Genomic DNA, 6,682 nt, shown 5'->3' with positions numbered 1-6,682 from the left:
CCCCCTGAGATCCTTCACAACAATAGGCACCATCCCGGCCTGGGACCATCCTATCCGGGTCACGTTCTTGCATGATGCAAGCTCTGCTGTTGCGACCATGTTCACAAATCTTGAGGCTCTGCCGGTTATGACGGCAAACACTTCGTTCTCCCCTGATACTTTACTGCGGATCCACTGCTGGATCCTGGTCACGTCCGCAGCGCCTATATGCTTGAGGGGGTCGTCCTTTGTGTAACCTATGCCAGCTGGCAATCGGTCAAAATCTATGTACACTTCAACTTCGTCAGACATTCACTTCACATCCTTTGTTTTGATAGAAAGCTTGCAGGACATCTGCAGGCCAATGCTCCGGTCGGGGTTCGAACCCGATATGACCCTGGTGTCCCGGAGTGGATGGGGAGGTGGCTTTAGGGTCGTACCTCCCCATTACATTCCGGGCAGTAGATCGGCCGATTCCTGCACTGCCAGTCGATCTCAAAAATATGGCCGCAGTGGTCGCATATGCACTCGGCCACGATCCTTGTGCGTGCAAGCGGCATGTTATTGATGGTCATGCTGCAGCCTCATGATATCTCGCATCGTTCATCCTGTTCAGGTCCTCACAATAATACTGGGCCATCTTTTCAGGTGATATCTCGCGTGTATGCTCATGCCTGCATTCAGAGCATTTCCACCAGGACCTGGCACCAAGCTTAGTAGTGACCCCGGCCTCAATGCATATTGATGTCTCTCTGTGGCACTTGGGACACTGACCTACCCTGTCCAGGGTGGATATGCAGATATCCATGGCATGATTGAACCTGCGCTCCCGGTGACCTTCACCTAGCCAGTATCGGTCCTTTGTGGACCCTATCGGCCGTCCTGCATAGCCTCCGCTCTTAGACCAGCCCATGCTCAAGCCCCCGCAAGAAATTTAACCCTACGAGCCATTTCAACTATCGGGTACCACGTGGGAAGAGCTCCATGATTTTCCCGGTGTGCCTGGTTATAGACGGCCAATGCCTTCTCTCCTGCAAAGTCAGATTGCATTGGTCATCACTTCCATACCCGCCATTATTTTGGCTGCCATGGCAAACATCTGCTGGCTTAGTGTGCCGTTCTCCCATTGTTTGATGCAGTATGGGCTTTGTTCGATGGACTGTACGCGCTGCTCTTCAATACTTAGCTCGTTCATACTTCCACCGCCGGGTCGGCCAGTTGAGAGCCATCTGATACGATTGCTTTTTCTTTCCTATCTTGCACTCCGATTCCTCTTTCATCCTTTATTGCCAGGACTCCCCTGCGCATGGCACATCTCCCCGCATCACTTACGTTTGTGAAGATCCCATGTTTCACAAGCTCAGCGAGATTATCTTTGTCAGCACGCGCCAGGCGAATACTCGTGGGATAGTTTTCAGTCATGTTTTCACTTCGTACTAAAGTCGTACTATTGCACCATTAACAATAGCACAATCATATTTATATTTACTCATTATAGGCGCATCATTGCCTTAAGAAAGGTTTATATATTCTTACTACTAAGTAACTACCATGGTAGTTAAAAGAAACAAAGAAAAAGTATCAATAGCCATGAGCTCCTATCTCGTGAATAGGGCAAAGGAGCTGGTAGACGCCGATGAGTTTGGATCGGTGTCTGATGTCATCTCGACTGCGATGTCCCAGTTCATATTAATGTACGATCATGCACACCGCGACGGTGACATGCAATTTCCGACCGCAAGTGAATATGTTGCAGATGCTGGTGATCTGATCGAAGGGGTAATCAAAGAATACCTGAAAAGCTCAGAGGGCAAGGTACTCATCAAATCCATTATAGGGGAGTCGCTCTCATCGCCATCTAAGAGCAAAAAGCCGATAGTTATAGAGCACGTATACGAATAATGGGAGTAGGAGCATGTACATCAAAACGAACATTCCAGCGTATGGAGGAAAGCTGTATCACAGCCTTAGAATATACGAGAGAGAGACGATCATAGAGGGCACATCCACTCGTGAGATCTACCGGATAGACGTGCTTGACACATGCACTCCCGAGGAGCTGGCCAGATCTGCAATGCATTCACTGGCGGGCCATATCTATAATGGTATATCCACCAGCGAGCTCTGCAAGATCCTTAAGGACAAGTTCGGTGTCCTGGAACAGTATTGTTGTGATATTATCCAGCAGCTGAAGATCGAGATGGACCTATACTGTCCGGACAGGCAGCATTTGTATTATGTGGAATCAGGATGTTCGTCAACGACCCCCGGCTGAACAGATTGTCCGACAGTTCCAATTTTTCGTGAAGAAAATAGAGAACTATAAAAAAAATAGCCCCCTTAAAGGGGCTTATGGATACTTATAAGGTTTCACCAAAATGTGCCGCCACGATAGACATATCCTGGATGTTCACAACACCATCCTGGTTGACATCCCATCTGGGGAGGCTGTCTGAATAGGTGTTGCCATAGTTCTGTCCCACAAGGGTGATGTCAAGGATGTTCACAACACCATCCATATTGACATCCCATCTCGGATGCACGTCAAGGATCGTAACGGTGTGTGTCTGGCTTACCTGGCTGTTCCCGTCGCTGACGGTGACGCCTATTGAGTGTGTGCCTGCGCAGGAGTAGTCAGTGATCCACTGGTAGCTCGCGGAGCTGCTCACCTGGACGCCGTTGATGGTCAGTGAATAGCTGAGTGGCTCTCCCTCCGGGTCTTCTGCGACAACACTTATGCCAATTACCTGGCCTTCCTCGAACTCAGAGCCTGACGCCGGCTCAAAGAGTGTTATCACTGGCGACCGGTTCAGACTTGTGACGATGATGGCGGCAGTGACGGTGTTATTGAGGTAGCCATCACTGACATCGAATCCCACGGTGTATGTGCCTGCCTGACCTCTTACAGGAGTCCAACTGAAGGTCCGGGATGTAGCATTGAATGTAGCACCCTGTGGCAGGGATGTACTGGAGTATGTCAGCGTGTCACCATCCGCGTCCGTTGCGTTCACTGCAAATGTGAGGGCAGACTCTTCCTCTATAGACATCGCAGGGATGGCATTGAACACAGGCGCCGTGTCCACCAGTATAGAAGCATAGGTGATATCATACGGTGCAGGACTGGAGTATGCATCGCTCAATACTACATTGGAGAGTGTCAGCTCAAGCATCCCGCTGGATGCGCCCGCGACCATATTGATTGTGGCCATGCTGCCAGGCGTTGAAACTGTACCGGAACCCATAATGGCAGAGTATACGTTCCTCAGCACTCCTGCGGAGTTATCTATGGTACCGCTCTGGAAGGTGTTGCTCAGGCCGCCCGTCTTGAAGAGCCCTCCATCCTTGACCGATGTCACTGAAGCAAGCGTGCTGTAGTGCAGGTTTAACTGCGCTCCGGTCACGGGCTGCTTGGGATCTATGTACACATCAAGCGAGAATGTCTCACCCGGTGCCACCACGCTTGCTGATGGCACTACACTGATAGCCGAATACTCAGACCCCGTAACGACTACGTTCCATGTCCTAGTCGTTGTGCCAAGATCATCCGCCCCGTCAAACCTCACAGTGAAAGATCCGGATGCACCCCAGCTCTGCGTGTAGCTCGTTGTATCACTTGCGACTGCAACTCCGTTGAAGTACCACTGAGTGCTTGTGAACTGCTCGTCAGTGTTCACGATGAAGTTGGTGGAGCTGCCCATGTTGGCTGTGAATGAGGTTGCGGAGGGAGTGTAAGAGGTGCCTGAACCAGAGGACTCGGGAACAGGGATGTAAGGCTCTTCCTGCTCTTCAGGGAACTCTGGTTTATCCGATACGGACCAGCTCTGCACTACCGCTCCCTTGGCATTTGCTCCCTCAAAGTGTATGGTATGCGACCCTTCCTGAATATTCCAATTATACTCCAGTGAGCCAGAGGACACCTGCCTGCCATCCACATACCACTTCATGCTTGTTAAGGTCTCATCTGTCCATACCCTGAACTTCTTTGTGCTGCCTGGCACGAAGGGATTATCTTCGCTCGGAGCGAAGCCTATTATGCTGGGTCCGGTTGTAGCTTCGTCTGGAAGGATCGCGGTGATGGTATATGTGAGGATGTTGGGATTCTCGCAGTACCAGGTGGAGTCGGGGTCAACTTCAAAACTGACATTGTATTTTCCATCTTTTGAAGCGCTTAGTGTGTGGGTGTAGTAAGTATAGGCCGAAGACATGACCCTGCGGAAATCCGCTACATAAAAAATATCGTCTGCAGATAATCGACCTGTAATGTCAGTGGAAGCAGTATTCTTCCGAGTGCCTTTTGAATCTATTACACAGACATCTGATGAAATAGTGACTAATGCATTTTGAACAGGAGATTCGTCATTATTGATCACCTTCACATCTAGTGGGTAGTAGACATAGTAACTAGTTCCTGTGTGTCCTGAACCAAATGTCCTATGCTTCATGTTTGCAAGAATTATGTCTGCAGAACTGAAATACATGTAGTGTTTTCCACTGTCAATTGAAACATCAATTAAAGTAACATTCTTGGTTGGATGGTTACCCGTAGTTGATCTTGAATACTGCCATCCTGCATCCCCACGGGAGTTGGCCTGATATAAAGTCACATTCTTAAATACTGAATCCTGCAAACCGAATAAGTAAGTCGGCCCGTACATTGAAGTGATATTTTCAAAGCGATAATTTACAAGAGGTTCTAAGTCTCCATCTGTCTTGAGCCATCCTCCCTGACCGTAATTGTACATGTACACATTCTTGACTGTGACGTTTTCACCACGGGGACTGCCAGGCGATGCGCGAGCTACCAGTATACCAGACTGTGTGCCCGGTGCTCCAGGCGTCCCACCTGTCATGTGGATGCCATCCCATATCGCGTGGTTCTCCCTGATCTCTATCTGGTTGTGATCGGAGTTGTGGATAGTGACATTGTAATACTGGTTGTAGTTGCCACCTGTTACAAATGCGCTGTATGTAGTGTTCTCGATGTGGATGTTCCTGTAAACGTCATGAGTACCAGATGACTGTATTCCATACGAACCTGTAGAATCACTTGCCCCCTTAGGAAATGTCTTGAATGGATTAATGTAGATGTTCTCGTATGTAGAGTAAGATGTCACTCCACCTCTGAATCCAGCTCTTTCAGAATGCCACACCATATGGGAATCCACCATACTGACATTATTTAAAGAAAAGTATGAACCTCTCAATCTGACATCCCGGTACCAATCAGTCATATAGACATCTTTCAATGTAATATTTGTGACCGTACCACCAACAGCAGTATCACCCATGTATATACGATTGAATGTATGGAATGTCACACCTTCGAAGTAAGAGTTAGATCGGAAGTGCCATCTCATATTATCGATGGAGGCAATTGGCTGATTCGTGGAAGCATCCCACTGCCTGATAGTCACATTACGCCAGTCAACTGAAGCATGGAAGGAAGTTCCTCCTGGCGAAAAGGTCCTTGAGATCAATAATTCGGTTCCATGTTCGGCATGAAAAACCAATTTCCCATTATCACTGCTTGTAACAAATCCTTTTATATGCCATACACCAGATTCTACTTTTTCAATATATTTTGCGTGCGTAAGATCTACGCCTTTTGCTTTAACAATATAATTATACAGGTCAGGTACTGAAATAACTGTATCAGATAGCGATATAGATGAGTTTTGATCAGTCAGTGTGATTGATGCACTTGCTAGACCTGTCGTTAGAAAAACTGTTAGGAATAAACTTAGAATTAATATTACTGAATATCTTTGTTTTTCAAAGTTCATGAGGGGATCACATTTTAGGGTTTCTATGCTTAGATATATAACGACAATGTACATTGGAATCAATCTCATGCTCATAATAGATAAAATGATTAATTACTATGAACATTAGATGAAAACAAGCAACATATACAAGATAAGTTAAATGAAAAGAACTGCTATTAGAGTTAAAAACACATTCCGCAATACAATTATAGTTAAGCATATATTGTTCTTATGTCAAAAAAAGACGTAATTTCGAATTAAAAGAAACTCGACAGAAATGCGAAGTTTAAAAACAAAGTTCTATAAAGAGAACTATTGATTCATTTCTATCATAACTGCACAAATAAGAGGAAGTAAAATGAAAATATGTATCCTTGGACATTACCCCTCAAACAATGAAAGATATGCGGGTGTTTCAAGAGTTGTTTATAATTTAGCCCATGAAATGAGCAAAATTAGCGATGATGTAGTAGTGCTTAAGAAAAAAAGATATGCGAAATTTTTCAAAAAAGAAAAATGTGGCAAAGAAAAGAATATAACAATTTGCAATGTGTCCCACACTGGACTAATATATAAGCTAATCCGAGAAAAATACGACATCATTAATATTCACAATATGTCTTCGTTTTTTGTCCTTCCACTAATTTTGAAAAGATTTAAGCTAATAGAAAGCAAAATTATTTTTGTTTCTCATGGGATAGTGGATCTAGAAAAAAAAGAAAAAAGATATGATTACCCATTGAGATATGAACTTTATCAGAGAATATCCATTTACTGGTCAGATCACATAATTGCAGTTTCAAGTTACCTGAAAAAACACATTCAGGAATACTATACGATTAATGGAAAGAAAATAAGTGTCATAGGGAATGCTGTGGATTATCACTTTTTTCAGGAAGCAAAATCATCAACATCTTTATATCTACCGAAAAAATATG

General features: G+C 45.4%; 9 protein-coding genes. 3 read left to right on the top strand and 6 right to left on the bottom strand.

The window, feature by feature from the left end:
* From Q8J68_RS06655 to Q8J68_RS06635, 5 genes are all read right to left on the bottom strand, one after another.
* The coding region (locus Q8J68_RS06655) for a hypothetical protein (RefSeq protein ID WP_305310741.1) at window positions 1-291 on the bottom strand (291 nt) is incomplete at its 3' end.
* A 116-nt stretch (window positions 292-407) separates the two neighbouring features.
* Complete coding sequence (locus Q8J68_RS06650) at window positions 408-554, bottom strand: hypothetical protein (RefSeq protein WP_305310740.1); 147 nt, start codon at window positions 552-554, stop codon at window positions 408-410.
* Window positions 551-892 (bottom strand): hypothetical protein, encoded by a 342-nt coding sequence (locus Q8J68_RS06645; protein ID WP_305310739.1) that lies wholly within the window; start codon window positions 890-892, stop codon window positions 551-553. The genes Q8J68_RS06650 and Q8J68_RS06645 overlap by 4 nt, the downstream gene beginning before the upstream one ends.
* A 126-nt stretch (window positions 893-1,018) precedes the next feature.
* Entirely contained in the window at window positions 1,019-1,174 is a 156-nt protein-coding gene (locus Q8J68_RS06640; RefSeq protein WP_305310738.1) for a hypothetical protein, read from the bottom strand.
* Entirely contained in the window at window positions 1,171-1,401 is a 231-nt protein-coding gene (locus tag Q8J68_RS06635) for a hypothetical protein (RefSeq protein WP_305310737.1), read from the bottom strand. The genes Q8J68_RS06640 and Q8J68_RS06635 overlap by 4 nt, the downstream gene beginning before the upstream one ends.
* A 129-nt stretch (window positions 1,402-1,530) precedes the next feature.
* Between Q8J68_RS06635 and Q8J68_RS06630 the strand changes: the two genes are divergently transcribed.
* Together Q8J68_RS06630 and Q8J68_RS06625 are read left to right on the top strand one after the other, a co-directional pair.
* Complete coding sequence (locus tag Q8J68_RS06630; RefSeq protein ID WP_305310736.1) at window positions 1,531-1,881, top strand: hypothetical protein; 351 nt, start codon at window positions 1,531-1,533, stop codon at window positions 1,879-1,881.
* A 13-nt stretch (window positions 1,882-1,894) separates the two neighbouring features.
* A complete protein-coding gene (locus Q8J68_RS06625) occupies window positions 1,895-2,254 on the top strand; it encodes a hypothetical protein (protein WP_305310735.1) in 360 nt (119 codons plus the stop codon).
* Window positions 2,255-2,339: 85 nt separating this feature from the next.
* On the opposite strand, the gene Q8J68_RS06620 is transcribed toward Q8J68_RS06625, so the two are convergent.
* Window positions 2,340-5,456, bottom strand: a complete 3,117-nt coding sequence (locus Q8J68_RS06620; protein WP_305310734.1) for a putative Ig domain-containing protein — start codon at window positions 5,454-5,456, stop codon at window positions 2,340-2,342.
* A gap of 646 nt (window positions 5,457-6,102) precedes the next feature.
* On the opposite strand from Q8J68_RS06620, the gene Q8J68_RS06615 reads away from it, so the two are divergent.
* Window positions 6,103-6,682, top strand: a 580-nt coding sequence (locus Q8J68_RS06615; protein WP_305310733.1) for a glycosyltransferase family 4 protein, incomplete at its 3' end; no start/stop codon positions are given.

This window comes from Methanolobus sp., from assembly GCF_030682845.1.
Lineage (GTDB): Archaea > Halobacteriota > Methanosarcinia > Methanosarcinales > Methanosarcinaceae > Methanolobus.
This window is presented reverse-complemented; position numbering and strand designations above follow the sequence as displayed.